Origin of the sequence: Pseudomonas oryzihabitans, from assembly GCF_007665395.1 — a bacterium.
GTDB lineage: Bacteria > Pseudomonadota > Gammaproteobacteria > Pseudomonadales > Pseudomonadaceae > Chryseomonas > Chryseomonas psychrotolerans_C.
In genome coordinates this window covers 524692-548057 of the sequence record NZ_VDND01000001.1, presented here as the reverse complement: position 1 = coordinate 548057, position 23366 = coordinate 524692, and the positions used below count along the sequence as shown (strand labels likewise).

Below are 23366 nucleotides of genomic sequence, written 5' to 3'. Positions count from 1 at the left end.
GGTCACCTCGCGTTCTGGGGATCGACCGGGGATTCCGGTTGCAGCCGGAGATAGAGGGCGAACAGCACCAGGGCGATGACGATGAGCAAGGCCGCGGCGGCGCTGGCCAGACCCCAGTTGAGGAAGGACTGCACCTGCTGGATGATGAATTCCGGCAGCATCATGTTCTGCGCCCCACCCAGCAGCGCCGGGGTCACGTAGTAGCCGAGCGACATGACGAACACCATCAGCGCACCCGAGCCCAGGCCGGACCGGCACATCGGTAGGAATACCTTGCGGAAGTTGGTCCAGGGACTCGCGCCGCAGATGGCGCCGGCCTGCAGCACCATGGGATCCATGGCCTGCAGGGTCGCCTGCAGCGGCAGCACGATGAAGGGAATCATGATGTAGGTCATGCCGATCACCACCCCGGTCAGGTTGTTCACCAGTGCCAGGGGTTCGTCGATCAGCCCCACCGCCATGAGCAGCTTGTTGATCACCCCCGCGCCCTGCAGCAGCACCAGCCAGGCGTAGGTGCGGGCCAGCAGGCTGGTCCACATCGACAGCAGCACGATGTTGAACAGCCACCGGCCCCAGCCCCGTGGCATCAGGGTGATGGTCCAGGCCAGCGGAAAGCCGATCAGCACGCTGAACAGCGTCACCAGGGCGGCCACGCCAAAGGTGTTGAGCAGGACCTGGGCATAGGCGCCGTTGGCGAACAGGGTCTGGTAGTTGCCCAGGCCCGGTGCAGGTTCGAGAAAGCCCCGCAGCAGCAGGCCGATCAGCGGGATCAGGAAGAACAGGCCGAGGAACAGCAGGGCAGGGACGAGGTGGCTAGCCCCCTTCCAGCGTACGGCCCTCTCACCCCGATTGCGCGCCGGGTCGCTCACCCGGCGCTTGGGGTCCGTGGCGGAGCCGAGCACCGCCCGGCTGGAGCTGGAGGCCGCCATGTCATTTCACCAGCCATTCGTTCCAGCGGCTGGCGATCTCGCCACCGTGCTGGGCCCAGTAGGCGAAATCCAGGGTCACCTGCTCGCTGCCGTAGGCGGTGGGCAGATTCTTGGCCAGCTCCGGGGTTAGCTTGGCGACGCTGTCGACGTTGACCGGCGCGTAGGCGGTGAGGTTGGCGAAATCGGCCTGGCCGCGGGCGCTGCTGGCCTCGGCGAGGAATTTCATCGCCGCGTCCTTGTTCTTGGCGCCCTTGGGCACCACCAGCATGTCGGCCATGACCAGATTCTGCTTCCAGCTCACGCCCACCGGCGCACCGTCCTGCTGCAGGGCATGGACGCGCCCGTTCCAGAACTGCCCTAGGCTCGCCTCGCCCGAGGCGAGCAGCTGCTGCGACTGGGCGCCGCCGCCCCACCAGACGATGTTCTTCTTGATGGTGTCGAGTTTCTTGAAGGCGCGGTCCAGGTCCAGCGGATAGAGCTTGTCCTTGGGTACCCCGTCGGCCAGCAGCGCCAGCTCCAGCACGCCGGGACTCGGCCACTTGTAGAGCGCCCGCTTGCCGGGATAGGTGGTGGTGTCGAACAGCGCCGACCAGTCCTGCGGCTGCTTGCTGCCCAGCTTGCCCTGGTTGTAGCCGAGCACGAAGGAGAAGAAGAAGGAGCCCACCGCGTGATCGTTGATGAAGCGCGGATCGATCTTGCTGCGATCGATGGTCTTGAAGTCCAGCGGTTCGAGCAGGCCCTGCTGGGCCGCGCGCAGGGCGAAGTCCGCCTCCACGTCGACCACGTCCCACTGCACATTGCCGCTTTGCACCATAGCCTGCAGCTTGCCGTAGTCGGTGGGGCCATCCTGCACCACCTGGATGCCCGTCTGCTGGGTGAAGGGTTCGGCCCAGGCCTGCTTCTGGGCGTCCTGGGTGGTGCCGCCCCAGCTGGTGAAGTTGAGACTCTCGGCCTGGGCCTGAACGCCCAGGGTGGCGAGCAGACCGGCGATGACCACGGATACGACCTTGCGCTTCAGCAACATCTTGATGCCCTCTCTGTTATTGGATCGACGAGGCGCTGATGCCTCGTCCGTTCTAAGAGCAGTGCGGCCAGGGGCCAGGAAAATGGGGCCTTGGACTTGTTCTGTCGGGCCCGTCTGATTCGGGCCTTGGCGTAAGTCGATATTATGGTATTCCAAACCTTTTGCAAGCCTTCCCGCGTGACGTCCTGCCATCAGCCGGGATAGGGCAGGGTTTCGACGATCTCCAGCTCGTACCCAGTCAGGCCGGCGTAGCGCAGCGGCAGACCCAGGTGGCGGATAGCACCGACGCCCAGGTCCTGCAGTATCTGTGCCCCGGTCCCCACCTCGGCGTAGATGCGCGACTGGGAGCGCTCGAACAGGCGCTTGGGCTGGGTCAGCGAGGGCACCCGGGCCAGCAGCGCCTGGGAGGATTCATGGTTGGCCAGTACCACCACGATGCCGTGGCCTTCCTCGGCGACGCGTTCCAGTGCCGCCCACAGGGTCCAGCTCGGCGGACCGCTGTATTCGGCGCCGACCAGGTCGCGCAGCGGGTCCAGGGCGTGGACGCGGACCAGGGTAGGGGTCTCGCGATCGAGCTCGCCCATCACCAGGGCCAGGTGGACGCCACCTTCGATGCGGTCTTCGTAGGTCAGCAGGCGGAAGGTGCCGTGCACGGTGGGCAGCTCGCTCTCGCCGATGCGGACCACGGTGTGCTCGTGGCGCAGGCGATAGTGGATGAGGTCGGCGATGGTGCCAAGCTTGATGCCGTGGCGCTCGCCGAAGCGCTCCAGGTCCGGGCGCCGCGCCATGCTGCCGTCATCGTTCATCACCTCGACGATCACCGCCGAAGGATCACGACCAGCCAGCCGTGATAGGTCGCAACCGGCCTCGGTATGGCCGGCGCGGGTCAGTACGCCGCCGTCGCGGGCTCGCAGCGGAAAGATGTGGCCGGGCTGGACCAGGTCGCGCGGGGCGGCGTCGGGGGCCACCGCGGCTTCGATGGTGCGTGCCCGGTCCGCCGCCGAGATACCGGTGGTGACGCCGCTGGCGGCTTCGATGGAGACGGTGAAGGCGGTGCCGTGGACGGTGCCGTTGTCGCTGACCATCTGCATCAGGTTGAGCTGGCGGCAGCGTTCTTCGGTGAGGGTCAGGCAAATCAGACCGCGGGCTTCACGGGCCATGAAGCTTATCGCTTCCGGAGAACAGGCGTCGGCGGCGAGCAAAATGTCGCCTTCGTTCTCGCGGTCTTCATCATCGACCAGGATGACCATCTTGCCGGCCCGGAAATCCTCGATGATCGCTTCGATGGGGTGGATGGCCACGGTAACCTCTCGGATAGGCTGGATAGCTTCGTAATCTGGTATACCATGAGACAAATCGCAGCGAAAGAGGTGAGATTCCATGAAAGGTTATTGGATCGCCCAGGTCGACGTGACCGATCCCGAGGCATATCGCGGCTATACCGAACGCGCCCCCGCGGCCTTCGCCCGCTATGGCGGTCGCTTCCTCGCCCGCGGTGGACGGGCCGAACAACTGGAAGGCGAAGGCTGGGCGACGCGCCGGGTGGTGATCGAATTCGATTCCTACGAACAGGCGCTGGCCTGCTATCGCTCGGCGGAGTATCAGGCAGCCTGCGGCCACCGCCAGACGGCGGCACGGGCCGAGATCTTCATCGTCGAGGGACTATGAGAAAGGCACCCGGACCTGGCGTCTGCCGGGTCTGGTCGAGCGCGGGTCAGGGTGGTGTTGCAGAGGTTCGCGCCAGAATCGGCGAGTGATTTTTCGCGTCCGGGCTAGGCGCCACGACGCGTCATGGCAGGGCTAGGCGAGGAACGGCAGCGCCGCTCGAGCCGACGAAGCGCCGCCAAGATCGGGCAGCTAAGCTCTGAAAAAACTCACTGGCGCTCGATGCGCGGCTCATCCTGCACACGGGGTGCGAAGAGTTCGCGGGCGACTTCGCCCTCGTGCTCCTGCTGGCGCTGGAGATAGTCGAGGGCCACCTTGGCGGCCGAGCGTACATGGTCGACCGACGCCTGGTGCGCCGCCAGGGCATCCCCGCTGCGGATCGCCGCGACGATGCGTTCCATCTCGGCATTGCTCGCCTGGCGGCGATTGGCCTGGGACACCGAGGTGGCTCTCAGGTAGCTGACGCGCGCCTGCAGCTGGCGCAACTGGGTGGCGGCGACACGGTTGCCGCAGCCCTCCATGAGCACATCGTAGAAATTCTGCACGGACTCGATGACCTCCGGCAGCTCGGCGCCTTCCAGGGCTTCGCGGTTTTCCGCCAGGGCCTGTTCCAGGGCGGCGATCTCCTTGGGGCCGGCGCGCAGGGTGAACAGCTGGACGATCATGCCTTCCAGCACACAGCGCAATTCATAGAGGTCGCAGGCGTCCTGCAGGGTGATGATGGCCACCCGCGGTCCGCGGGCATCGGCGAATTCCACCAGGCCTTCGGATTCGAGGTGACGCAGGGCCTCGCGCACCGAGGTGCGGCTGACGCCCAGGCGGTCGCAGAGATCTCGCTCCACCAGGCGATCGCCCGGCAGCAACTGAAAGTTCAGGATCGCCTGACGCAGGCGATTGCACACCATTTCACGCAAGGTGACCGGGCTACGGGTGATCTTGAAGCTGTCGTCTAGTTGCGCGCGTCTCATGGGGCTCTCTGGCGGACCGGTTCTACAGGCGACGACGAGGCACGCGACTGGATGGAACCTGCGTGCTCGCCAGGGCGGAAGAGGGCAAGTCTAGCATGCCCCCTTGCAGGCGTTCATGGGCCCGTCCGCTCAGGCATAGCTCGGCGCCGCGCCCATCCGGCCGCGGTGATAGAGCATGGGGATCACCTCCTGCTCCGGCACGATGAGATTCTTCACCGCGCCGACGATGATGGCGTGGTCGCCGCCATCGTATTCGCGCCACAGCTCGCACTCGATCACCGCCGTGGCATCGGCCAGCAGCGGATTGCCGAGGGCGCTGCGCGTCCACTCGATGCCCTGGGTCTTGTCCTTGCCCTTGCCGGCGAAGGCGTAGGCGATGCGCTGCTGTTCCGCGCTCAGCAGGTGGATGGCGAAGCCCTTGCCGTCGCGCAGCAGGGGGTAGGTATCCGAGCTGTAGTTGGGGCAGAACAGCACCAGCGCCGGATCCAGCGACAGGGCGCTGAAGGCACTGGCGGTCAGCCCGGCGAGATTGCCCTCGGCGTCCAGGGTGGTGACCACGGTGACGCCGGACGGAAAGGCGCCCATTACCTGCTTGTAGATTGTCGGATCGATCATGACTGCCAACCTCGTTCAACGCATCACAAAGGGATCGGGCATCGGTGCCTGGGACAGGTTGATCCATACCGTCTTGGTTTCGGTATAGGCCAGTACCGAGTCGATGCCGCTCTCGCGGCCGTAGCCGCTGTTCTTGAAACCGCCGATCGGCGCCATGGCGGAGACGGCGCGATAGGTGTTGACCCAGACGATGCCGGAGCGGATGTCCCGCGCCAGGCGATGGGCGCGGCCCAGGTCGCGGGTCCAGATGCCGGCGGCGAGTCCCAGCTCGCTGTCGTTGGCCAGGCGCAGGGCCTCGGCCTCGTCCTTGAAGCGGATCACCGCGGCCACCGGGCCGAAGACTTCCTCCTGCATGATGTGTAGCGAGTGCCGGTCGCATTCCAGCAGGGTGGGTTCGTAGTACCAGCCGGCGCTGCCGGTATCGGGGCGCTTGCCGCCCAGGCGCAGGGTGGCGCCTTCGGCCAGGGCCTCTGCCACCAGTCGTTCGACGATGGCCAGTTGCTGCGCAGTGGCCATGGGACCCATCTCGCTGGCGTCGTCCTGGGGATTGCCGATGCGGATGCGCTGGGCCCGTTCCACCAGCCGGGCGACGAATTCGTCGTAGATCTCGTCCTGTACCAGCAGCCGCGAACCGGCGACGCAACTCTGCCCGGAGGCGGCATAGATGCCGGCCACGGCACCGTTGACCGCGCTGTCCAGGTCAGCGTCGGCGAAGATGATGTTGGGTGACTTGCCACCCAGCTCCAGACTCAGCTTGGCGAAGTTCTCGGCGCTGGCGCGGACCACGTGGCGGGCGGTGGCGGCACCGCCGGTGAAGGCGATCTTGCGCACCAGCGGATGGCGGGTGAGGGCCGCACCGGCGCCCGGGCCATAGCCGGTCACCACGTTGAACACGCCCGGTGGAATGCCGGCTTCCAGGGCCAGCCGCGCCAGCTCCAGGATGGTGGCGGAGGCGTGCTCGGACGGCTTGATCACCACGGTATTGCCGGCGGCCAGGGCCGGGGCGACCTTGATGGCGGTCAGGTACAGCGGGCTGTTCCAGGGCACGATGCCGACGATCACGCCCAGGGGCTCATGCACCGTGTAGGCGAAGAGGTCGGCCTTGTCGAGGGGCAGGGTGCCGCCTTCGAGCTTGTCGGCCAGGCCCGCGGTGTAGTGGAAGAATTCCGGCAGGTAGCCCAGCTGGCCGCGGGTCTCGCGGATCAGCTTGCCGTTGTCGCGGCTTTCCAGCTGGGCCAGGGCTTCCTTGTTGGCGGCGATGAGATCGCCCAGTCGGCGCAAGAGCTTGCCGCGGGCACTGGCGGTCAGGCCGCGCCAGGCCGGTGCCTCGAAGGCCCGTTGGGCGGCCTGGACCGCGCGGTCGACGTCGTCGGCGTCGGCATCGGGCAGCTCCGCCCAGGGCGTCGCGGTGGCCGGGTCGAGGCTGGTGAAGGTACGGCCCGAGCGGGCCGCGGTCCATTCGCCGTCGATGCACATCTGAAAGGCTTGCAGGGTCATGCCACGTATCCCTTGATGGAGGTGGAAGGGGCCTTGCCCAGGGCGTCGTCGAGAAAGTCCAGCAGCAGGGCGTTGACCAGCTTGGGTGACTCGACCGGCATCATATGGCGTTGGTCGGCCAGCACGGCAGTGCGTGCCCGGGGAATGCGCGCGGCCAGCTGGCGCGCCATCTCCGGGGTCGAGCCGCTGTCCAGCTCGCCGGTGGCCACCAGGGTAGGCACCTGGATGCTGTCCAGGCGCTCGGCGCCATAGCGGTCCTGGGTCGCGAACAGCGCATAGGTGGTCAGGTAGCCCTGGGGATCGTTGTTGGCGAAGGCCTGCCGCAGCGCCTGGATCTGCGCCGGATTGGCGCCCTGGTACTCGCGGCTGAACCAGCGGGCCAGGGCGCTATCCAGGTTGGCGTCGGGGCCTTCGCGTTCGGCCTGGCGGGTGCGCTCCAGGACCCCGCTGCGCTGCTCCACCGAGCGATTGAACACGCTGTTGAGGATCACCAGCGCGTCCAGTCGCTGCGGATGGCCGAGGGCGAAGGCCCGGGCCACCAGGCCGCCCATGGAGAAGCCGACCACCACTGCCGTCTGCAGCGTCAGGTGATCGAGCAACTCGGCGAGCTGCTCGGCGTAGTCGTCGAGTGTCGCTGCTGCCCCCGGACGCCGGCTGGCGCCATGGCCGAGCATGTCGTAGGCGATCACCTGGTAGCGTGGGGCGAGGCCCGCGAGTTGACCGCCCCACATCTCCTTGCTGAGCCCCACGCCATGGATCAGAACGAGCGGGCGGCCATCGCCGACGATGCGGTAGGCGGTGCCGGCGGGGGTCTTGGCGTCTGTAGACCGGATCATTCGCGGATTCTCCTCAGCGCGCCTTTTCAGCCGCGAGTTCCTCGAGGTCGATGTAGCGATTGCCGATGCGCGGATGCAGGCGGCCACCGTCGGCGGCGCCCAGCACCACCACGATCTCGTCGGCGCGCGGCGCGTCCTCGATGCGCATTTCCAGGGTGATGTAGTGCGATCTCAGGCCCTCGTCGTCCTTGTGCATCATGGGGATCTGGATGGAGGTGCCCGGCGCGCCGCGCTTGTTGGTGAAGCTCAGGTAGCTCTTGGCCTTGACCGCCTCGCGGTAGTGGTTGCCGAATCTGAGGGTGTGGATCACCGCCGAGGCGTGTTCGATCTCGCCGTCGGCGCCGACCACCGCCGCCTTGCCGTAGGCCTCGATGCGCTCGGCACCGCCGATGGCGCGGGTCAGGCGCTCGACGATGAAGGCGCCCAGATCGGAGCAGTGGGCCTTGATCTCGGGCTTGAGGTCTTCGACGAAGCCCCTGTCGGCCCAGGGATTGCGGATCACCACGGCGACGCCGGCCATGGTCACCGGCGTGTCGGTGGCCTTGCCGCCTTCGCTGTGGGTCTCTTCGAGGTAGGTGACGACCTTGCGGATTTCGAAGCTCATATTGACTCCTGATGTGTCTGTTAAATGATGGTATGCCATGATCTTGGGTGTGGTCCGGCCAGTCGTCTCCGAGCGGCCTGGCGTTCAGGCGAAGGCCGGTGCCACCTGGTCGATGAACAGCTGCAGCGACTTCTTCTTTTCGGCGAAGGGCAGGCTGTTGTCGCACCAGAAGCTGAATTCGTCGACGCCCAGTTCCTCGTAGTGACGCAGGCGGGCGATGACTTCGTCGGGAGTGCCGATCATGGTGTTCTTGCGGATATTTTCCAGCTCGAACTCCGGGCGGCCGGCGAACTTCTCTTCCGGACTCGGCGCGAGGAAGCCGTTGACCGGGGTTTCCTTGTTGCCGAACCAGGCATCGAAGGTGCGGTAGAAGCGGCCGATGGCCTGGGCGCCGATCTTCCAGCCCTCGGGCTCGGCGGCGGCGTGCACATGGGTATGGCGCAACACCATCAGCTTGGGCCGGGGCACCCCGGGATTGTTGGCCAGGGCGTTGTCGAACTTGTGCTTGAGGTCGACCACTTCCTCGTCGCCCTTCATCAGTGGCGTGACCATGACGTTGCAGCCATTGGCCACGGCGAAGTTGTGCGAATCCGGATCCCGCGCGGCGATCCAGATCGGCGGGGTGCCGACCGGCTTGGGCACGCTGGTGGCGGTGGGGAATTGCCAGACCTCGCCGTCGTGGGCGTAGTCGCCTTCCCAGAGCTTGCGCAGCGCCGGCACCAGTTCGCGCAGGTGCTTGCCACCGGCGGTGGCGGGCAGGCCGCCGGCCATGCGGTCGAACTCCACCTGGTAGGCGCCGCGCGCCAGGCCCACTTCCATGCGGCCTGCGCTGATGACATCGAGCAGGGCGCACTCGCCGGCGGCGCGCAGCGGGTGCCAGAAGGGCGCGATCAGGGTGCCGGCGCCCAGGCGGATGGTCGAGGTACGGGCGGCCAGGTTGGCTAGGATCGGCATGGGGCTGGGGGAAATGGTGTATTCCATCGCATGATGTTCACCGACCCAGACGGTGCAGAAACCACCGGCCTCGGCCATCAGGGTCAGTTCGGTCAGCTCTTCGAACAGCTGCCGATGGCTGACGCTTTCGTCCCAGCGTTCCATGTGCACGAACAGGGAAAATTTCATAGCAGCCTACCTCTTGTCTTCCACCGCGGCGCAGGGGCTCGGGTGTGTCTTGTTGGCGGTACGCGACGGCTCGGCCAGTCGATGTTTTTATTGGTATACCATAATACGCGAACTGGCAAGCAGAGATGTAACCAGATTTGGCTGCGGAAACGGGTTGGCCTGACTACAGGCTCAAAGGTGGTTGTGTAATCTGGTATACCATAATACTTTCCGCTTACCAGGACGACCTGTCCAGCAGGCGTCTTCCACAACTACAACAATGGAATTCCTGGATGTCCGCAGCCCCTCGCTCCGCCGTCGCCATCGAAACCCATACCGTGGATCACGTCGCCCCGGCCGAACGCCACGGCCACAGCCGCGATCTCTTCACCCTCTGGTTCAGCACCAATATCGCGCCGCTGCCCATCGTCACCGGGGCCATGGTGGTCCAGACCTTTCACCTGAATCTGGCCTGGGGCCTGGTGGCCATCGTGCTCGGGCATCTGCTCGGCGGGGTGGTGCTGGCGCTGGCCTCGGCCCAGGGCCCGCGCCTGGGCATTCCGCAGATGGTGCAGAGTCGCGGCCAGTTCGGCCGCTATGGCGCGCTGTTGATCGTCTGCGTCACCGCGCTGATCTACGTGGGCTTCTTCACCTCCAACGTGGTGCTGGCCGGCAAGTCGATCCAGGGCCTGGTGCCGGCCGTGCCCATGCCACTGGCCATCGTGCTCGGCGCCCTGAGCGCCACGGCCATCGGGGTGATCGGCTATCGCTGCATCCACACCCTCAACCGCTGGGGCACCTGGGTGATGGGCGCCGGACTGCTGGCCGGCTTCGCGATGATGCTGAGCCAGCCGCTGCCAGCGGACTTCCTCACCCGCGGTGGTCTCAACGCCAGCGGCTTCATCGCCACCCTGTCGCTGGGGGTGATCTGGCAACTGAGCTTCTCGCCCTACACCAGCGACTATTCGCGCTATCTGCCGGAATCCGTCGGCATCGCGCGTCCCTTCTGGGCGACCTATCTCGGCGCCACCCTGGGCACCATCCTGGCGTTTTCCTTCGGTGTCGTGGCGGTGCTGGCGGTACCGGCCGGCGGCGACGCCATGGCCGCCGTGGCCCAGGCCACCGGCTGGCTGGGCCCGGTACTGATGGTGCTGTTCCTGCTCAACATCGTCAGCCACAACGCCCTCAACCTCTATGGCGCGGTGCTCGCCATCATCACCTGCGTGCAGACCTTCGCTGCCGGCTGGACGCCGGGCGTCAAGGTCAAGGTGGGGTTGTCGAGCCTGGTGCTGGTGGGCTGTTGCGGCGTGGCACTGATGGCCTCCGTCGATTTCATCGAGCGCTTCATCGGCCTGGTGCTGGCCATGACCATGATCCTGGTGCCCTGGGCCGCCATCAATCTGATCGACTTCTACCTGATCAAGCGTGGCGACTATCACATCCCCTCGCTGTTCGCCGCCAACGGTGGCCGTTATGGCCGCTTCAATGGCCACGCCATCGCCGCCTATGCGGTCGGCATCCTGGTGCAGCTGCCGTTCGCCAACACCGCGCTGTTCAAGGGGCCCTATGCCGACCTGGTGGCAGGCGCCGATCTGTCCTGGCTGTTCGGGCTGCTGGTGACCTGTCCGCTGTATTTCTGGCTGGCCTACCAGGGTTCGCCGGCCCAGGCGGCGCGACTCCAGCCCGCGACGTCGCGCTGAGCCAGGCGCGGTCAGCCCAGGGTATGGAGCTGACCGCTATCGGCCGTGCCCAGGTACAGGCCGTGGCGCCCCAGCGTCTGCTCTTGCATCCGGCGTTCGAGGAGCTGGCGGATCGAAGGATAGGCAAGATCCGCCCAAGGCAGCTCTTGCGGCGCGAAGAAGCGGCGTTCCAACGTCTCGGGACCGGGCGCGGCGGTGATCTCGAGTAAGTCGGCGCGGAAGATCAGATAGACCTGGTTGACCGTGGCGGCATTGAAGAGCGAGTAGGGCGCCAGGATGCGCGCCCGGACGCCGCTTTCCTCCCAGGTCTCCCGCAAGGCCGCCTGCTCGACGCTCTCACCGTTTTCCATGAAGCCTGCGGGCAGGGTCCAGTAGCCACATCGTGGTTCGATGGCCCGCCGGCAAAGCAGATAGCGCCCTTGGTGCTCGACCAGGCAACCGGCGATTATCCGCGGATTGTCATAGAACAGGTGCTGGCAGGCGGCGCATTGCAGGCGCTCGTGGCTGTCTCCGGAAGGGCGCCGTCGGACCAGTTCGGCGCTGCCGCACTGGCAGCAGTAACGCGGGGAAGGACTCATGCTGACCTCGGGCTGGTCACTGCGCTGATTATTATAGTCTTACGGTATACCAGATGGCGACAAAGGCCTAGCCGGGGCGTGGGAGGTCGACCCGGGGGCGATGCCCCAGCTCGGCGGAAATCCGCGCGGCGGTCTCGGCCAGCATGGCGCCGACCCATTCCCGCGTCGCGGTGGCGTCCATCACGGCATCGGGCCCCGAGACGTTGAGTGCCGCTACCAACTGGTCGCGGTGATCGCGGATGCCGGTAGCGATGGCGGTGGAGTAGTCGGAGCGGTGCAGCACCCAGCCCTGACGGCGATCCTCCTCGATCAGCCGTAGCAACTCCGGCAGGGTGCGCGGTGCCGGAGCCGGCTGGTCGTCCAGGCGCTCGTGCTGGTAGAGGGCGCCGAGCGCTTCGGCGTCCAGGCCGCCGAGCAGCACCCGGCCCAGGGCGGTGCGGGTGCAAGGCAGTCGGGTGCCCGCCGGCACGTTCACCGTCAGCCGTTGGCTGGCCATGGCGCGATAGAGGTAGACCACTTCGGTGCGATCGCGTACGCCCAGGTGGCAGGACAGCGAGGTAACGTCACGCAGCCGTTCCAGATGCGGCTGGGCGATGTCCACCAGATCGCGGCTCGCCAGGTAGGCGAAGCCCTGGCTGACCACCTTGATGCCAAGGCCGTATTCGGTTTTGGAGCGTCGTTCCAGATAGCCCAGCTCGGTGAGGGTGACCACGATGCGGTAGACCGACGAGGTCGAGCCGCGCAGGCCGTCGGCGATCTCCTGCAGACTCAGCAGGCGCCGCTCGGGACCGAACAGCTCCAGCTCCAGCACCCGCAGGCCGCGCAGTAGCGCGGGGACGAGGTAGTCGCTGTCGGTCTCGACCGCCGCCGCGTCGAGGACCGTCATGGGATGCCCGCCTCCAGCAGCGCCGCGACGCCCAAGGCACCGCCGTCGAACTCGTCCAAGGCATCCAGCAGCACGTGCCAGAGATAATGGGCACTGGCGCGGTCGCAGAGCAGGTGGACATGTGGAAGGGGACCGTCGCCGGCATTGAGCAGGATGGCATTGAGTCGGGCCACCGAGGTCTGCACCACCTGGCCGACCGCGAAGGGCCTGCCCAGGTCCACACCGCACAGCTTGGCGAACAGTGCGGGCAGCTGGGTCCCGGTGAGGATCAGCCAGGCGTGGGAGTCCTGGCGTGGCAGCAGGTAGCAGCCAGGGCCGAGGTCGGCAGCAGCCGCTTCCAGGGCGGCGACGCGGGCCCCGCCATCGGCCAGGGCGCCGAGCAGCAGGTATTCGCTCTGCGACAACCGCAGCAGCCACTCCCCGGACGCCTGGCGCAGTGCCTCGTTGGGCCGCTCCGGCAATAGATAGCCTTGGCCCTGCAGATAGCCAGCGGCCGCGGGGCCACGCAGGCCGAAGCGCGGCAGGTTGCACAGGTCGGCCAGGCCACCGCGGTGTAGCAGGTCCGCTTCGTCTCCATCGCTCAGTCGTTCGGCGAAGATCCGCCCCTCATGCTGCAACAAGGGGGCATCGAGCTGGAGTTCCGCCAGGGGGCTGCGCTCGTCGAAACTCATGAGGGTCTGGTTCATGCGCCCGTCTCCTGGCGTTGGCTTTGGGGATCGTAGAAGGGCAGCCGTACCACCGTGGCCTGGACGATCTCGCCTCCTTCGACCCGGATCGGCAGGGAGGTGCCGGGGTCGGCCTGGTCGACGCCGGCATAGGCCAGGCCGACGGTGTGCCCCAGCGTGGCGGAGAACTCGCAAGAGGTAACGTTGCCGGCGATGTCCTCGCCGCGCAGCACCAGGTGACCTTCCAACGGTCGGGTGGCGGTCGCCGGCAGGGTGAAGCCCACCAGCTTGCGGCGCAGCGGTTGGCTTTCGAGGATCTCGATGGACTTCTGGCCGACGAAGAAGGGCTTCTGGCGGCCGATGGCCCAGCCCATGTCGATTTCGGCGGGGTGGGTCATGCCATCGGTGTCCTGGCCGATGATCACGTGACCCTTCTCCAGCCGTAGCAGCCGTTGGGCCTCGACGCCAAAGGGGCGGATGCCGAAGCGGGCTCCCGCCTCCATCAGCGCATCCCAGAGCCGCTCGCCAAAACGCGCCGGTACGTGGATCTCATAGCCCAGCTCGCCGACGAAACCGACCCGCAAGAGCCGGGCAGGGATGTCGGCGACCGAGCCCTCGCGTACGGCGAGATAGGGAAAGGCTTCCGGCGTCAGGTCCAGCTCGGGGCACAATTCGCGCAGCACCTCCCGGGAGCGCGGACCGGCAAGGTTCACCGCGGCGAAGGCGGCGCTGACGTTGGCGATATCCACGTCCAGGCGCCACTGGGCATTCCACTTGAGCAGGCTGCGGTAGACGCGGTCGACGCCACTGGTGGTGGCCGAGACATAGAAGTGCTGCTCGCCCAGGCGTGCGGCCACGCCGTCGTCGATCACCACGCCGTCCTCGGCGGTCATCAGCGCATAGCGGGTTCGCCCTACTGGCAGTTTGCGGAAACCGAAGGTATAGACCCGCTCCAGCAGTTCGGCGGCGTCGGGACCACGCACGTCGAGGCCACCCAGGGTGGAGACGTCGATCAGCCCCACGCCTTCGCGGACCTGGCGGGCCTCGGCCTGGATGCAGCGTTCGCGTTCGGCGGCGGGGCCGTAGAACGCCGGCCGTTGCCAGACGCCTGCTGGCATCAGGCTGGCGCCAAGCTCCAGGTGGCGACGGTGCATGGCGGTACGCCGGTAGGGATCGAAGGCACGGCCGGCGACATGGGCGAGCTTTTCCGCGGTGAAGGGGGGGCGGGCGGTGGTCACACCGGTGTCGCTGACGCTACGGGTCGTGGCGGCGGCCACCAGGCGCGCGGTGGGCAGCGCCGAATGACGACCCTGGGACGGCCCCATGCCAACCGTGGAGAAACGCTTGACCAATTGGATGTCGCGATAGCCGTGGCGAGTGGCGTTGAGGATGTCGGCGATCTGCAGATCCTCGTCGAAGTCGACGAATTCCTTGCCTTTGGGGTGGGCGAACATCGGCCAGGGAAAATTGACCTGGTTGTCGTCGGCCTGTGGCTCGTCGATGGCGAGCGGGACGAGGTCCAGTTCGACCAGGGCTTTTGTCGCCGCGGCGCGACCGTCGGCCAGCACCCGCTCCAGCGCATGGCGGCCATTGACCGACCCGGCCAGGTGCAGGCCACGCGGCAGGTTGTCGAGGCTGAAGGCGGCCTGCTCATCCAGGTAGCCGAGGGTACCGCCGGCCTGGCAGGCCAACTGGTAGACCGGCATGTAGCCGGCGGACATGCACAGCAGGTCGCAGTCCAGGGTCAGGCCCGCGGGGCCGACCTGGCCCTGGCCGACGATGGGTCGGACATCGACCCGGGCCAATTGGCGCCCATCGGCATCGGCGTGGGCCTCGTACACCGTATGGCCCAGGTGCACGGGGATGCCGCGTTCGCTTACCGCCTGCATCAACTGGGTGTCCCGCGGCGCGGTGCGTAGGTCGATGAGGGCGGCCACGGTGACACCCTGCTCCTGCAGGTCGAGAGCGGCGACATAGCCGTCGTCGTTGCCGGCCAGGACCACGGCGCGCCGACCCGGCCGTACACCGTAGAGACGCATCAGGCGCTGGGCGGCGCTGGTCAGCAGGATGCCGGGCAGGTCGTTGTTGCGGAAGATCACCGGCTGGTCGAAGGCACCGCTGGCGAGGATGGTCTGCCGCGCCCGCACCTTGAACATCCGGCTACCCTGGATGACCGGCAGGTAGTGATCGGCGAACCAGCCGTTGCACACGGCGGCCTCCAGCACCCGGATGCGCGGCTCGGCGCGTACCGCGGCCACCAGCTCCTCGCGCAGCCCTTCACCCTGGCCGGCATCGAGGCCGAAACGACCCCAGGCCAAGGCACCACCGAGCAGCGGCTGCTGTTCGACGAGCAGCACCTCGGCGCCGCCCTGGGCGGCGGCCAGCGCTGCACTGAGACCGGCGGGTCCGGCGCCGATCACCGCCACGTCGCAGAACAGATAGGCCTTGTCGTGGTAGGTGGGGACGAAGGTCAGGTCGAGCACACCGAGGCCGGCCTTCTTGCGGATCAGCGGCTCCCAGCGTTTCCACATGCCCTTGGGCTTGTAAAAGGCCCGGTAGTAGAAACCCACCGGCATGAATTTGGAGAACTTGCCGAGCAGGGCGTCGCGGTCGCGCTCGAGGCTGCCGCTGACGTTCTGCGCGCGGGCAGCCAGACCCTCGCGCAGCGGCAGTTCATCCGCCAGCACATTGGGTTCGTCCGGCAGTTGCACCAGGGTATTGGCGTCCTGGCCGGCCAGGGTCAGGGGTCCGCGGGGCCGGTGGTACTTGAAGGAGCGCGACAGCAACCAGCGACCCTCGCCGAGCAGGGCGCTGGCCAGGGTATCGCCGGCATAGCCTTGGTAACTCTGGCCTTCGAAGCTGAAGGCGAGCGGGCGGTTGCGATCGATCAGCAGCCCCATGGGGGCGGGCAGGCGGGTCATGAACGGGTCTCCTGGGCGGCGAAGTCGACCCGCTGGGTGAATAGCTCGCGGGGGTCGAAGGTGCGCAGCACCTCGTCGGTGCCGGTGTGGCGCTCGGCCAGGAACCAGTAGCTGGAGGCGTTGTGCAGCCACCATTCGGTGACCAGGCCGCGGCGGTTCTCGCAGTTGAAGACGTAGTCGGCCCACTCGGCGGTGCTGCAGGCCTTGGGATCCGGCATCGCCTTGAGTTCGCCGCCGTAGGTGAATTCGCTGATGTTGCGCGGCCCGTTGAGCGGGCAGGTGAGGATCTTCATGACAGCTCCTTAGTGGCTGGCCGCGGTGGCGCCCATCTCGTTGACCTGCTGGAAGCGGCTGAATCTGTCCAGCCCGAAGGGGGCGATGAGCTCCGGTACCTGGCCGCCGCCGGCCACCAGTTCGGCCATGGTCTTGCCGCAGATGGGCGTGGCCTTGAAGCCCCAGGTGCCCCAGCCGGCGTCCAGGTAGTAGCCATCGATGGGCGACAGGCCCATCAGTGGGCTGTAGTCCGGGGTCATGTCGGTCATCCCGGCCCATTGGCGCATCAGCTTGGCGTTGGCCATGAAGGGAAACATCTCGATGGCGTGGGCCAGCAGGCTTTCCTTGAGGTCCAGGGTCGAGCGGGTGTGGTACAGCGGGTAGGGGTCCGAACCGCCACCGAAGACGATCTCGCCGCGGCTGGTCTGCTGCACGTAGCAGTGCAGGGCACTGGAGCTCACCAGCGGGTCGAGGAAGGGTTTGAACGGCTGGGTGACCATGGCCTGCAAGGGGTAGGTGTGCAGCGGCGCGCGGATGCCCAGCTTGTTCATCAGCAGCGAACTGGTGCCGGCCACCGCCTGCACCGCGCAGCCGCAGCGCACCGTGCCGCGGTTGGTCTTGATGGCGGCGATTCTATTGTTCTCCACCACGAAGTCCTGCACCTCGGTCAACTGGTGGATCTCCACGCCGCGCTTGGCCGCCTGCTTGGCGTAGCCCCAGGCCACGGCGTCGTGGCGGGCGGTACCGCCGTCGATGTGCCAGAGTCCGGCCAGCACCGGCAGGTGGCCCGGATCGAGATTCAAGCAGGGCACCAGTTCGCGGATCTGCTGGCGATCGATCAGCTCGGTGCGCCCACCGAAGTGCTTGTTCACTTCGGCGCGCTGGCGGAAGGCGCGCACCGTGGCGTCGGTGTGCGCCAGGGTCAGTTGGCCACGCTCGGAATACATGATGTTGAAGTCGAATTCGTTGGACAGCTCCTTGAACAGCCGCACCGACTCGATATAGAACTTCACCCCTTCGCTGGTGAGGTAGTTGGAGCGAATCACCGCGGTGTTGCGCGCCGTGTTGCCGCCGCCCAGGTAGGCCTTCTCCAGCACCGCGACATTGGTGATGCCGTGGTACCTGGCCAGGTAGTAGGCGGTGGCCAGGCCGTGGCCGCCGCCGCCGATGATGACCACGTCGTAGCTGGACTTCAGCTCCCTGGGTGGCGGCAGGTCGACCTCCACCGGGTAGTCGGCGGACAGGCCGTATTTCAACAGGCTGAAAGGCATGGTGGGCTCCCGGTCAGGTCGCGACGGCGTAGGGATGCTGGCGCTGGGCGGCGCTCAGGGTGTTGTGCAGGAGCAGGGCGATGGTCATGGGTCCGACGCCGCCCGGCACCGGGGTGAGGGCCCCGGCGATCTCGGCGACCGCCGGGGCGACATCGCCCACCAGCCGGGCGCCGCCGGCGTGCTCCACGCGACTGATGCCGACGTCGATGACCACCGCGCCGGGCTTGACCCAGTCCGCGGTGATCAGGCCGGGCTGGCCGGCCGCCGCCACCAGGATGTCGGCCTGGCGGCACAGCGCGGCGGCGTCGCGGCTGCGCGAATGCACCAGGGTCACCGTGCAATGCGCCTGCAACAGCAGGGCGGCCATGGGCTTGCCGACGATGTTGGAGCGCCCGACCACCACCGCATGGCGCCCGCTGAGATCACCCAGCTGGTCCTGCAGCAGCCGCAGGCAGCCCGCCGGAGTGCAGGGCACCAGGCCGGGTTGGCCGAGCGCCAGGGCGCCGACGTTCTCGCGGTGGAAACCGTCGACGTCCTTGTCCGGGCGAAGCGCCTGGATCACCGCCGCCTCGTCGATCTGCGGCGGCAGTGGCAGCTGCACCAGGATGCCGTGTACGGCGGGATCGGCATTGAGGGTAGCGATCAGGCCGAGCAACTCGGTTTGTTCCAGGTCCGCCGGCAATTCATGGCTGAGCGAGCGGATGCCCACCTCGGCGGCGCGGCGGAGCTTGTTGCGCACGTACACCTGGCTGGCCGGGTCGTTGCCCACCAGGATCACCGCCAGGGCGGGCTGGATGCCCCGCTCGCGCAATGCGGCCACGTCCCGTCCGACCCCTTGCAGCAGGCGAGCGGCAGCGGCCTTGCCATCGATGAGCACGGCGCTCATCGAAACACCACCACGCGATTGCCATTGAGGAACAGGCGTCGCTCGATGTGGTACTTCACTGCCTTGTACAGCGCTACCGTCTCGGTATCCCGGCCGATGGCAACCAGGTCGTCGGGGCGATAGCCGTGGTCGACGCGCTGGACCTCCTGCTCGATGATCGGACCTTCGTCGAGGTCCGAGGTCACGTAGTGGGCGGTGGCCCCGATCAGCTTTACACCGCGCTCGAAGGCCTGGTGGTAGGGCTTGGCGCCCTTGAAGCCAGGCAGGAAGGAATGGTGAATATTGATGGCGCGGCCGGCCAGCGCCTGGCACAACTCGTCCGAGAGGATTTGCATGTAGCGCGCCAGTACCACCAGTTCGGTACCGGTTTCCTCCACCAGGCGTAGCAGTTCGAGTTCCTGCTGGCGCTTGCTGTCCTTGGTTACCGGTAGGTAGACGAAGCGGATGCCTTCCCGTTCGGCCATGGGGCGTAGGTCCAGGTGGTTGGAGACGATGGCGGTGATCTCCATCGGCAATTCGCCTTTCTGGTGGCGATAGAGCAGGTCGGTGAGGCAGTGATCGAACTTGCTCACCATCAGCAGGACGCGGGTAGGGCGCTCGGTGCTGTACAACTCCCACTCCATGGCGAAGTCGGCCGTGACCGCGGCGAAGCCATCGCGCAGCGCCGCTATGCCGGTATTGGCGCCGGGGTTGAAGCGGAACACCGTGCGCATGAAGAAGCGTTGGGTGAAGTCGTCGTCGAACTGCGCCATCTCGGCGATGTAGCAGTCGTTCCGAGCAAGGTAGGTGCTGACGGCGGCCACGATGCCCGAGGTGGCCGGGCAACTGACGTTGAGAATGTAGGTGGGCAAGGTTTCCATGTTCGCGTCCGGATTTCACCAATGGAGGAAGATTTCGCTGCGGCGGTATTTCCTGTTGGGAATATAAAATTCACGGAAGCTTTTATAGGGCAAGCACAAGTCCTCGTCCAGGGGCGAGTAATAAAAATTTCCTGCCAGTTATTTTTGCGACATTTACCGGTGAAATCCTCTTTCACCGGTGAGGCGGACGCGGCTCAGTCGTCCTTGAAGGTCATGATCGACAGCAGCTTGATCGGCACCTGGTTCAATCGCTCCGGGCCGTGGGGGATGTCGCTGTCGAAGGTGAGGCTGTCACCCGGACCCATCTCATAGAGGTGGTTGCCGTGGCGATAGACCAGGCTGCCTTCGAGTAGGTGGATGAACTCGGTGCCGGGATGGGAAAAGGTGGGGAATTCCTCGCTGGCATCGTCCATGGAGACGAGATAGGCCTCCAGGCTCTTCTTCGGTCCGCGGGAGTGATTGAGCAGATGATAGGTGTGCCCCTTGTCGGTCCCGCGGCGCACCACCTCAAGACCTTCCCCCGCCTTGACCAAAAGGGCGTCGCGTTCCTGCTGGTCGTACTGGCTGAACAGCCGGGATAGCGGCAGGCCCAGGGTGTCGCACAGCCGGCCGAGGGTTTCCAGGCTGGTGGAAACCTGGGCGTTCTCGATCTTGCTCAGCATGCCCTGGCTGATACCGGCCATGCGCGCCACCTCGGCGGTCTTCAGGCCCTGATCCTGGCGCTGGCGGCGAATCTGGATACCTATGTACTGCTCGATCTTCAGGCGTGGCTCACGACTCGGGGATTCTTGCATCATTTTAGTTTTGAGAATAAAAAATTCGCACCAGTAAAGTGCAGGAAGGAGGGCGGATGCCCGTAGGCGTCCGATAGAGGTCCATCATGCCGGAAAAAATCCCCGCGGGCTGCTGCCTGGATTTTCCTTGGGATCCGCAGGGTTAACTCCCTGTCCACGAATTTTTGGCATACCAGCGGACGATGCTGACACGACTTGGCAGATTCTTTGCTTTCCTGTTGAGAAGAATAAATTCCCATTGGGAATATAAGCCGATCTCGACCAAGGAGCCCGTCATGTTGCCCAGCGAAACCCAGCACCTCATCGATCAGCACGGTATCCGCTATGTGCTGGCCCAGTTCGTCGATATCCATGGTTCCGCCAAGACCAAGTCCGTACCGGTGGCGGGCCTCGCGACCGTGGCGGAGGAGGGCGCGGGCTTCGCCGGCTTCGCCATCTGCGGCATGGGCATGGAGCCCCATGGTCCCGACTTCATGGCGCGTGGCGATCTCTCCACCCTGATCCCGGTGCCCTGGCAGGCGGGCTACGGGCGGGTGGTGTGCATCGGCCACGTCAACGGCAAGCCGCATCCCTATGACAGCCGCTACGTGTTGCAGCGCCAGGTGCAGCGCCTGAGCGACCGCGGCTGGAGCCTGAACACGGGGCTGGAGCCCGAATTCTTCCTCATGCGCCGCGACGAGGTCGGCAAGTTGTCCCTGGTGGACGGCAGCGACACGCTGGACAAGCCCTGCTACGACTACAAGGGCCTGTCGCGTTCGCGGCTATTTCTGGAAAAGCTCACCGAGGCCTTGCAGCCGGTCGGCTTCGACATCTACCAGATCGACCACGAAGACGCCAACGGCCAGTTCGAGATCAACTACACCTACAGCGAGGCACTGGAGTCGGCGGATCGCTTCACCTTCTTCCGCATGGCCGCCGGCGAGATCGCCAATGAGCTGGGCATGATCTGCTCCTTCATGCCCAAACCGGATCCCAAGCGCGCCGGCAACGGCATGCATTTCCACCTGTCGCTGGCCAGCGCCACCAACCGCAATCTGTTCCATGACGACAGCGATCCGCGCGGCATGGGTCTATCGAAGCTGGCCTACCATTTCCTCGCCGGCCTGTTGGCCCATGGCCCGGCGCTGTGCGCCTTCGCCGCGCCCACGGTGAACTCCTACAAGCGCCTGGTGGTGGGTCGCTCGCTGTCCGGCGCCACCTGGGCACCGGCGTTCATCGCCTACGGTGCTAACAACCGCTCGGCCATGGTCCGGGTGCCCTATGGCCGCCTGGAATTCCGCCTGCCCGACGCCGGCTGCAACCCCTACCTGGTCACCGCCGCCATCATCGCCGCCGGTCTCGACGGCATCGAGCGCGAGCTGGACCCGGGCGCGCCCTGCAACGAGAACCTCTACAACCTGAGCCTGGAGGCCATCGCCGCGCGGGGCATCGAGACCCTGCCGCAAAGCCTCAAGGAAGCCTGCGACGCCCTGGATGCCGACCCATTGTTCCGCGAGATGCTGGGTCCCGAGATCGTCGACGAATTCATCAAGCTGAAGCGCATGGAGTGGGTGGAGTACAGCCGCCACGTTTCCGACTGGGAGATCCAGCGCTACACCGAATTCTTCTGATCGCCCTGGATTTTTCCTGATTGTTCTTCGGGCGCCCCGATGCGCCCCCTGCCTGCGAAGGAGTGACACCCCATGTGTGGAATCGTTGGACTCTATCTGAAGAACCCGGCGCTGGAAGCCCAGCTGGGTAGCCTTTTCGAGCCCATGCTCGAAGCCATGACCGACCGTGGCCCGGACAGCGCCGGTTTCGCCATCTATGGCGACGAGGTGGCCGAGGGCTGGGTCAAGTTGACCCTGCAGGCCACCAGCGAGGGCTACGATTTCGCCGGCCTGGTCGCCGCCGTGCAGCAGCGGCTGGGTGCCGAGCTGGACTGGTTCCAGAACGCCAGTGCCATCGTGCTCAAGATCCGCGCGGCGGAGGCCGAGGTGCGCGCCGCGCTGGCCGAGCTGGCGCCGGACGTGCGCATCATGAGCGCCGGGCGCAGCATCGAAATCCTCAAGGGCATGGGCCTGCCCCAGGAGATCGCCGGCCGCTTCGGCCTGGCCGGCATGCAGGGCAGCCACATCATCGGCCATACCCGCATGGCCACCGAGAGCGCCGTGACCCTGGAGGGCAGCCATCCGTTCTCCACCGGCGCCGACCTCTGCCTGGTGCACAACGGCTCGCTGTCCAACCACTCGCGGCTGCGCCAGAACCTCAAACGCGAAGGCATCACCTTCGAGACCGAGAACGACACCGAGGTGGCAGCCGGCTACCTGACCTGGCGGTTGCGCGAGGGCGATAGCCTCAAGGAGGCGCTGGATCGCTCGCTGGAGGATCTGGACGGCTTCTTCACCTTCGCCATCGGCACCCGCACCGGCTTCGCGGTGATCCGCGATCCCATCGCCTGCAAGCCGGCCATCCTCGCCGAAACCGACGACTACGTCGCCATGGCCTCCGAGTACCAGGCGCTGTCGAGCCTGCCCGGTATCGAGCGGGCCAAGGTCTGGGAGCCGGCACCGGCCACCCTGTACGTCTGGGAACGCGAGTCGGCCTGAGGAACAGCGATCATGAAAACCTTCGATCTCACCCAAACCGCCGTGCGTGACCTCAACCAGGCCCTGCACGACGCCACCCAGACCACTGCCGAACGCGAGTGGGTGGTCACCCATTCCAACGGCGCCCACAACCTCGCCGTGGGCGTGAACGCTGCCGTGTCCGTGGATATCCACGGGCATGCCGGCTACTACTGCGCGGGCATGAACCAGCACGCTGCCATCACCGTGCATGGCAACGTCGGCGTCGGCTGCGCGGAGAACATGATGTCCGGCGCGGTACGGGTCAAGGGCAGCGCCTCCCAGGCCGCCGGTGCCACCGCCCACGGTGGCCTGTTGGTCATCGAGGGCGACGCCGGGGCGCGGTGCGGTATCTCCATGAAGGGCGTCGACATCGTCGTCGGCGGCAGCATCGGGCACATGAGCTGCTTCATGGGCCAGGCCGGACGCCTGGTGGTCTGTGGCGATGCCGGCGAGGCCCTGGGCGATTCGCTCTACGAGACGCGCATCTACGTGAAGGGCAGCGTCGCCTCCCTGGGCTCCGACTGCATCGAGAAGGAGATGCGCGCCGAGCACCTGGCCGAGTTGCAGGAACTGCTCGACACCGCCGGCTTCGCCGAGCGGGCCAGCGACTTCAAGCGCTACGGCTCTGCCCGCCAGCTCTACAACTTCAAGGTCGACAACGCCTCGGCCTATTGATCGCGCAGG

The 23366-nt window shown here is 66.3% G+C and carries 23 protein-coding genes; 5 read left to right on the top strand and 18 right to left on the bottom strand.

All coding sequences use genetic code 11. The features are described 5' to 3' along the window. Nucleotides 1–2: 2 nt before the first annotated feature. The 3 genes from FSV73_RS02535 to ribBA all read right to left on the bottom strand — a co-directional run bounded on the left by FSV73_RS02535 (nucleotide 3) and on the right by ribBA (nucleotide 3254). Nucleotides 3–929 carry an ABC transporter permease gene (locus FSV73_RS02535; protein ID WP_145003381.1) on the bottom strand — a complete coding sequence of 309 codons (927 nt, stop codon included), beginning with the start codon at nucleotides 927–929 and terminating at the stop codon, nucleotides 3–5. A 1-nt stretch (nucleotide 930) separates the two neighbouring features. Next, nucleotides 931–1953, bottom strand: a complete 1023-nt coding sequence (locus FSV73_RS02530; protein WP_145003378.1) for an ABC transporter substrate-binding protein — start codon at nucleotides 1951–1953, stop codon at nucleotides 931–933. 191 nt (nucleotides 1954–2144) lie between these two features. Next, a complete protein-coding gene (gene ribBA, locus FSV73_RS02525) occupies nucleotides 2145–3254 on the bottom strand; it encodes a bifunctional 3,4-dihydroxy-2-butanone-4-phosphate synthase/GTP cyclohydrolase II (RefSeq protein WP_145003376.1) in 1110 nt (369 codons plus the stop codon). A 79-nt stretch (nucleotides 3255–3333) separates the two neighbouring features. On the opposite strand from ribBA, the gene FSV73_RS02520 reads away from it, so the two are divergent. Further along, entirely contained in the window at nucleotides 3334–3621 is a 288-nt protein-coding gene (locus tag FSV73_RS02520) for a DUF1330 domain-containing protein (protein ID WP_145003374.1), read from the top strand. Between the two features lie 206 nt (nucleotides 3622–3827). Here FSV73_RS02520 and FSV73_RS02515 read toward each other — a convergent pair whose 3' ends face one another. The 6 genes from FSV73_RS02515 to FSV73_RS02490 all read right to left on the bottom strand — a co-directional run bounded on the left by FSV73_RS02515 (nucleotide 3828) and on the right by FSV73_RS02490 (nucleotide 9260). Further along, nucleotides 3828–4586, bottom strand: a complete 759-nt coding sequence (locus tag FSV73_RS02515) for a GntR family transcriptional regulator (protein WP_145003372.1) — start codon at nucleotides 4584–4586, stop codon at nucleotides 3828–3830. A gap of 129 nt (nucleotides 4587–4715) precedes the next feature. Next, entirely contained in the window at nucleotides 4716–5201 is a 486-nt protein-coding gene (locus tag FSV73_RS02510) for a flavin reductase family protein (protein ID WP_145003369.1), read from the bottom strand. Between the two features lie 15 nt (nucleotides 5202–5216). Beyond that, entirely contained in the window at nucleotides 5217–6698 is a 1482-nt protein-coding gene (locus tag FSV73_RS02505; protein ID WP_145003365.1) for an aldehyde dehydrogenase, read from the bottom strand. Next, nucleotides 6695–7534 carry an alpha/beta fold hydrolase gene (locus FSV73_RS02500; RefSeq protein WP_145003362.1) on the bottom strand — a complete coding sequence of 280 codons (840 nt, stop codon included), beginning with the start codon at nucleotides 7532–7534 and terminating at the stop codon, nucleotides 6695–6697. Before FSV73_RS02500 ends, FSV73_RS02505 begins: the two co-directional genes overlap by 4 nt. A 13-nt stretch (nucleotides 7535–7547) precedes the next feature. Then, nucleotides 7548–8138, bottom strand: coding sequence for an amino acid synthesis family protein (locus FSV73_RS02495; protein ID WP_145003361.1), 591 nt, complete (start codon nucleotides 8136–8138; stop codon nucleotides 7548–7550). Between the two features lie 84 nt (nucleotides 8139–8222). Beyond that, nucleotides 8223–9260, bottom strand: coding sequence for an LLM class flavin-dependent oxidoreductase (locus FSV73_RS02490; RefSeq protein ID WP_145003358.1), 1038 nt, complete (start codon nucleotides 9258–9260; stop codon nucleotides 8223–8225). A gap of 272 nt (nucleotides 9261–9532) precedes the next feature. On the opposite strand from FSV73_RS02490, the gene FSV73_RS02485 reads away from it, so the two are divergent. Then, nucleotides 9533–10939 carry a purine-cytosine permease family protein gene (locus FSV73_RS02485; RefSeq protein ID WP_145003355.1) on the top strand — a complete coding sequence of 469 codons (1407 nt, stop codon included), beginning with the start codon at nucleotides 9533–9535 and terminating at the stop codon, nucleotides 10937–10939. Between the two features lie 11 nt (nucleotides 10940–10950). Here FSV73_RS02485 and FSV73_RS02480 read toward each other — a convergent pair whose 3' ends face one another. The 9 genes from FSV73_RS02480 to FSV73_RS02440 all read right to left on the bottom strand — a co-directional run bounded on the left by FSV73_RS02480 (nucleotide 10951) and on the right by FSV73_RS02440 (nucleotide 20073). Next, on the bottom strand, nucleotides 10951–11517 hold the full coding sequence (locus tag FSV73_RS02480; protein WP_145003351.1) for an NUDIX hydrolase: 567 nt from the start codon (nucleotides 11515–11517) through the stop codon (nucleotides 10951–10953). 67 nt (nucleotides 11518–11584) lie between these two features. Next, a complete protein-coding gene (locus FSV73_RS02475) occupies nucleotides 11585–12403 on the bottom strand; it encodes an IclR family transcriptional regulator (protein WP_145003348.1) in 819 nt (272 codons plus the stop codon). Next, nucleotides 12400–13089 (bottom strand): sarcosine oxidase, encoded by a 690-nt coding sequence (locus tag FSV73_RS02470; protein WP_260856010.1) that lies wholly within the window; start codon nucleotides 13087–13089, stop codon nucleotides 12400–12402. Before FSV73_RS02470 ends, FSV73_RS02475 begins: the two co-directional genes overlap by 4 nt. Then, on the bottom strand, nucleotides 13086–15989 hold the full coding sequence (locus FSV73_RS02465; RefSeq protein ID WP_145003345.1) for a 2Fe-2S iron-sulfur cluster-binding protein: 2904 nt from the start codon (nucleotides 15987–15989) through the stop codon (nucleotides 13086–13088). Before FSV73_RS02465 ends, FSV73_RS02470 begins: the two co-directional genes overlap by 4 nt. Further along, nucleotides 15986–16282 carry a sarcosine oxidase subunit delta gene (locus tag FSV73_RS02460; RefSeq protein WP_145003343.1) on the bottom strand — a complete coding sequence of 99 codons (297 nt, stop codon included), beginning with the start codon at nucleotides 16280–16282 and terminating at the stop codon, nucleotides 15986–15988. The genes FSV73_RS02465 and FSV73_RS02460 overlap by 4 nt, the downstream gene beginning before the upstream one ends. 9 nt (nucleotides 16283–16291) lie before the next feature. Further along, complete coding sequence (locus tag FSV73_RS02455; RefSeq protein WP_145003340.1) at nucleotides 16292–17533, bottom strand: FAD-dependent oxidoreductase; 1242 nt, start codon at nucleotides 17531–17533, stop codon at nucleotides 16292–16294. 13 nt (nucleotides 17534–17546) lie between these two features. Beyond that, nucleotides 17547–18419 (bottom strand): bifunctional methylenetetrahydrofolate dehydrogenase/methenyltetrahydrofolate cyclohydrolase FolD, encoded by an 873-nt coding sequence (gene folD / locus FSV73_RS02450; protein WP_145003337.1) that lies wholly within the window; start codon nucleotides 18417–18419, stop codon nucleotides 17547–17549. Continuing rightward, nucleotides 18416–19279, bottom strand: coding sequence for a formyltetrahydrofolate deformylase (gene purU / locus FSV73_RS02445; protein ID WP_145003334.1), 864 nt, complete (start codon nucleotides 19277–19279; stop codon nucleotides 18416–18418). The genes folD and purU overlap by 4 nt, the downstream gene beginning before the upstream one ends. Nucleotides 19280–19473: 194 nt before the next feature. Then, nucleotides 19474–20073: a helix-turn-helix domain-containing protein gene (locus FSV73_RS02440; protein ID WP_145004191.1), complete on the bottom strand. Its 600-nt coding sequence runs from the start codon at nucleotides 20071–20073 to the stop codon at nucleotides 19474–19476. Nucleotides 20074–20348: 275 nt separating this feature from the next. On the opposite strand from FSV73_RS02440, the gene glnT reads away from it, so the two are divergent. From glnT to FSV73_RS02425, 3 genes are all read left to right on the top strand, one after another. Continuing rightward, a complete protein-coding gene (glnT, locus tag FSV73_RS02435) occupies nucleotides 20349–21683 on the top strand; it encodes a type III glutamate--ammonia ligase (protein WP_145003331.1) in 1335 nt (444 codons plus the stop codon). Between the two features lie 72 nt (nucleotides 21684–21755). Further along, nucleotides 21756–22661 carry a class II glutamine amidotransferase gene (locus tag FSV73_RS02430; protein ID WP_145003326.1) on the top strand — a complete coding sequence of 302 codons (906 nt, stop codon included), beginning with the start codon at nucleotides 21756–21758 and terminating at the stop codon, nucleotides 22659–22661. 12 nt (nucleotides 22662–22673) lie between these two features. Beyond that, on the top strand, nucleotides 22674–23357 hold the full coding sequence (locus tag FSV73_RS02425) for a protein glxC (RefSeq protein ID WP_145003323.1): 684 nt from the start codon (nucleotides 22674–22676) through the stop codon (nucleotides 23355–23357). Nucleotides 23358–23366 lie beyond the last annotated feature (9 nt).

Coding starts and splice junctions, on each gene's coding strand:
- FSV73_RS02430 (WP_145003326.1), top strand. CDS start 21,756: ATGTGTGGAATCGTTGGACTCTATCTGAAGAACCCGGCGCTGGAAGCC.
- FSV73_RS02455 (WP_145003340.1), bottom strand. CDS start 17,533: ATGCCTTTCAGCCTGTTGAAATACGGCCTGTCCGCCGACTACCCGGTG.
- FSV73_RS02475 (WP_145003348.1), bottom strand. CDS start 12,403: ATGACGGTCCTCGACGCGGCGGCGGTCGAGACCGACAGCGACTACCTC.
- purU (WP_145003334.1), bottom strand. CDS start 19,279: ATGGAAACCTTGCCCACCTACATTCTCAACGTCAGTTGCCCGGCCACC.
- FSV73_RS02515 (WP_145003372.1), bottom strand. CDS start 4,586: ATGAGACGCGCGCAACTAGACGACAGCTTCAAGATCACCCGTAGCCCG.
- FSV73_RS02425 (WP_145003323.1), top strand. CDS start 22,674: ATGAAAACCTTCGATCTCACCCAAACCGCCGTGCGTGACCTCAACCAG.
- FSV73_RS02520 (WP_145003374.1), top strand. CDS start 3,334: ATGAAAGGTTATTGGATCGCCCAGGTCGACGTGACCGATCCCGAGGCA.
- FSV73_RS02440 (WP_145004191.1), bottom strand. CDS start 20,073: ATGCAAGAATCCCCGAGTCGTGAGCCACGCCTGAAGATCGAGCAGTAC.
- FSV73_RS02490 (WP_145003358.1), bottom strand. CDS start 9,260: ATGAAATTTTCCCTGTTCGTGCACATGGAACGCTGGGACGAAAGCGTC.
- FSV73_RS02505 (WP_145003365.1), bottom strand. CDS start 6,698: ATGACCCTGCAAGCCTTTCAGATGTGCATCGACGGCGAATGGACCGCG.
- FSV73_RS02470 (WP_260856010.1), bottom strand. CDS start 13,089: ATGAACCAGACCCTCATGAGTTTCGACGAGCGCAGCCCCCTGGCGGAA.
- FSV73_RS02485 (WP_145003355.1), top strand. CDS start 9,533: ATGTCCGCAGCCCCTCGCTCCGCCGTCGCCATCGAAACCCATACCGTG.
- FSV73_RS02510 (WP_145003369.1), bottom strand. CDS start 5,201: ATGATCGATCCGACAATCTACAAGCAGGTAATGGGCGCCTTTCCGTCC.
- glnT (WP_145003331.1), top strand. CDS start 20,349: ATGTTGCCCAGCGAAACCCAGCACCTCATCGATCAGCACGGTATCCGC.
- FSV73_RS02465 (WP_145003345.1), bottom strand. CDS start 15,989: ATGACCCGCCTGCCCGCCCCCATGGGGCTGCTGATCGATCGCAACCGC.
- folD (WP_145003337.1), bottom strand. CDS start 18,419: ATGAGCGCCGTGCTCATCGATGGCAAGGCCGCTGCCGCTCGCCTGCTG.
- FSV73_RS02535 (WP_145003381.1), bottom strand. CDS start 929: ATGGCGGCCTCCAGCTCCAGCCGGGCGGTGCTCGGCTCCGCCACGGAC.
- FSV73_RS02495 (WP_145003361.1), bottom strand. CDS start 8,138: ATGAGCTTCGAAATCCGCAAGGTCGTCACCTACCTCGAAGAGACCCAC.
- FSV73_RS02460 (WP_145003343.1), bottom strand. CDS start 16,282: ATGAAGATCCTCACCTGCCCGCTCAACGGGCCGCGCAACATCAGCGAA.
- FSV73_RS02480 (WP_145003351.1), bottom strand. CDS start 11,517: ATGAGTCCTTCCCCGCGTTACTGCTGCCAGTGCGGCAGCGCCGAACTG.
- FSV73_RS02530 (WP_145003378.1), bottom strand. CDS start 1,953: ATGTTGCTGAAGCGCAAGGTCGTATCCGTGGTCATCGCCGGTCTGCTC.
- FSV73_RS02500 (WP_145003362.1), bottom strand. CDS start 7,534: ATGATCCGGTCTACAGACGCCAAGACCCCCGCCGGCACCGCCTACCGC.